This is a genomic window from Streptomyces sp. NRRL B-24572 (genome assembly GCF_002156145.1).
Lineage (GTDB): Bacteria > Actinomycetota > Actinomycetes > Streptomycetales > Streptomycetaceae > Streptomyces > Streptomyces vietnamensis.
Map to the genome: position 1 here is coordinate 1 of NZ_MWIG01000778.1, position 3,167 is coordinate 3,167.

At 74.2% G+C, this 3,167-nt stretch carries 2 protein-coding genes; both read left to right on the plus strand.

Annotated features, from left to right (window positions below):
- Nucleotides 1-242 precede the first annotated feature (242 nt).
- Nucleotides 243-2,009 carry a VanW family protein gene (locus tag CCN56_RS35700; RefSeq protein WP_086831916.1) on the plus strand — a complete coding sequence of 589 codons (1,767 nt, stop codon included), beginning with the start codon at nt 243-245 and terminating at the stop codon, nt 2,007-2,009.
- Nucleotides 2,010-2,113: 104 nt separating this feature from the next.
- On the plus strand, nt 2,114-3,145 hold the full coding sequence (locus tag CCN56_RS35705; protein WP_086831917.1) for a serine hydrolase: 1,032 nt from the start codon (nt 2,114-2,116) through the stop codon (nt 3,143-3,145).
- Nucleotides 3,146-3,167: the final 22 nt, after the last annotated feature.

The window sequence follows — 3,167 nt, forward strand, 5'->3', positions numbered from 1 at the left end:
TACCTCTCACACCCGGGACCTCGACGTCGACGGTCCCGGGTGTGAGAGGTATCGCTCCGGCCCGGGCCGGACGGCAGCCCGCGCGGTTTCGGGCCTCGCCGCCACCTGCACGGCTGCACGGTCCGTGGCCGCGCCGCCCCGCTCCGTATCACTTCGGGCCAAACCACCTTTATGTACACAAGACACTCTTTCGGCGTACCGTCGTGTGGTTCCCCCCTTTCCTCGACGCCCCGGGAGAGCGTGTGCCCAGCTCCAGGACCGACCTTGCCCCGACGCCCCGTGAGGGGCGCCGTCCGCGTCTTCGGACGGCGGCGATCGCGACGGGTGTGGTCGCCGTCGCCGCGGGCGGCCTGTACGTGGCGGGGCTGGTGGCGACGGGGGACGACATATCCGCCGGCACCCGGGTCGACGGCGTGGACATCGGCGGCATGAGCCGCGCCGAGGCCGCGGCCAAGCTGACGGCCGAGGCCCCGGCCTCCTGGAAGGCGCCGATACCCGTGCGGGTCGGCGACGGTTCCACCACCGTGGACCCGGCCGCCGCCGGTCTGACCGTCGACGTGGCGAAGACCGCCGACCTCGCGGCCGACCCGTCCCGCGACCCCTTCACCGTCATCGGACGGCTCTTCTCCCCCGGCGAGCGCCGGATCCGGCCGGTCCTCGCGTACGACGAGGCCAAGACGAAGGCCGCCGTGGCCGACCTGGCCAAGCAGAACGACCGGACGGTCCGCGAGGGCTCCGTCGCCTTCCGCGAGGGCCGGGCCGTCGCGACCCAGCCGGTGACGGGCCGGAAGCTGGACACCGGGCAGGCCGCCGAGACCCTGCGCGCGGCCTACCCGGCCGCCACGGGCGCCGCCGCGGTGACGCTCCCCGTCTCGGTGACCGAGCCCAAGCTGCCCGCCGGCGAGGTGAACCGGTTCCTCGACACCTACGCCAAGCCCGCCGTCTCCGGCCCCGTCACGCTCACCGCCGGCGACCAGCGCCTGCGGATCTCCCCCGCCACGCTCGGCGACCACCTCACCGTGAAGAACGACAAGGGCCGCCTCGCCGCCTTCCTCGACGAGGAGGCCCTGCTGCGCGACCCGGACGTGGCCCGCCCCCTCGCCGCGCTGACGGGCGCGCCCGTGGAGGCCTCCCTCGGGGTGCAGGACGGCAAGGTCGTCGTGGAGTCCGAGGGCCGGCAGGGTCACGAGGTCACCGCGAAGGCCCTCGGCGACGCCGTGCGCCCGCTGCTCACCAGGTCCGGCGACACGGCCCGTACGGCTCCGGTGGCGACCAGGGTCACCGAGCCCGAGCTGTCCTCCGGCTCCCTGGCCCGTCTGGGCATCACCGAGCAGATGTCGACGTTCACGGTGAACTTCCCCACCGCCCCGTACCGGACGACGAACATCGGCCGGGCCGCCGAGCTCATCAACGGCTCGCTCGTGCAGCCGGGCGAGGTGTGGAGCTTCAACAAGACGGTCGGCGAGCGGACCCCGGACAACGGCTTCGTCGACGGCACGATGATCCTCGACGGCTCGTACCGTTCCGCGCCCGGCGGCGGCGTGTCGGCGATGGCCACCACCGTCTACAACGCCATGTTCTTCGCCGGGGTGCAGCCCGTCGAGCACGGCGCGCACTCCTTCTACATCGAGCGCTACCCGGCCGGCCGCGAGGCGACCGTCGCCTGGGGCCAGCTCGACCTGAAGTTCCGCAACGACACGGGCAAGCCGATCTACATCAAGGCGAGCGCCACCGACCACTCCGTCACGGTGAGCTTCCTCGGCACGAAGAAGTACGACTCCGTGGAGGCGGTCGCCGGCCCGCGCACCAACATCACGCAGCCCGTGAAGCGCGAGGGCACCGGTGAGGCCTGTGTGCCGCAGCCGCCCCTGGAGGGCTTCGACACCACGGTGGACCGCGTGTTCAAGAACAACGGCGTCGAGGTCAAGCGGGAGACGTACAAGACCCACTACACCCCGCGCGACGAGGTGACCTGCAAGCCGGTCACCGAGGACGCCGCCGGTCGCTGACGGAAGGGTGTCTTCCCGTTCGGCCGGGGCATGACTTCGGAGCGCGGCCCGTCGACCCCTCGACCGGCCCGCCCCGAACCTCCCCGGACCGTCGGAGGCACGCCTTGGCACAGCGCAGCGACCCCTTCGAGCGGCTCCTCGGCGAGGCCGCGCGCGCCGGCACGTACCCGGGCGCCGCATGGGCCGTGGGCGACGCCCACACCACCCTCTCGGCCGGAGCGGTCGGGCTGCTCGACCCGGCGCGCCCCGACGGACCGACCCGCCCCGACACCCTCTTCGACGTCGCGAGCCTCACCAAGATCCTCGCCGTCTGGGCGGTCGTCGGCACGCTCGTCGACGCCGGGAAGCTCGACCCGGCCGCCCCGCTCGGCTCGTACTGGCCGGAGGCCGCGGGCCGACCGCTCGCCGGGGCCACCGCCCACCACCTCCTCACCCACACCGCGGGCCTGCCGCTCCGCGCCAACCTCCGGCACCTGTACGGCTCCGATCCGCAGGACGTCCGCGACGGCGTCCTCGCCGAGCCGCTCCGGCACCGCCCCGGGGAGGCCGTCGCGTACACCGACCGGGCGGCGCTGATCCTCGGCTACCTCGCCGAGCACCTCACCCGGCAGCCGCTCCCCCGGCTCGCCGGGGCCCGGGTCTGGACGCCCCTCGCGATGACGGAGACCCGGTACGGGCCGCTGCCCGCCGGGGCGAGGGAGCGGTGCGCGCCCACCGAGTACGACGAGGAGAGCGGCGCCCCGCTCCGGGGCACCGTCCACGACTTCTCGGCCCGGCTCCTCGGCGGCGCCTGCGGGATCGCGGGGGTCTTCACCACCACCGCCGACATCGGCCGGTTCCTGCGGCATCTGCTCGAACCGGTGCCGGGCACCTTCTCCGCCGAGTGGACCGCGGCCTCGCTGCGCGTCCACACCGGCCCGCTCGTCCCGCCGCGCGGCCTCTTCTGGCATCCGGCGCCGGGCACGGAACCGGCGGAGGACGTCTGGGCGCACTTCGGCTTCACCGGCACGGCCCTGTGGGTCTCGCCCGCGCGCGGCCGCTGGGCGGTCCTGCTCACCAACCGACTCCGCCTCACCCGCGACCCCGGCCCGCTGGCCCGGGTCAGGGACGCCTTCCGGGCCCTGGCCTTCCGCTAAGACCGTGTCCTATGTGGTGAGG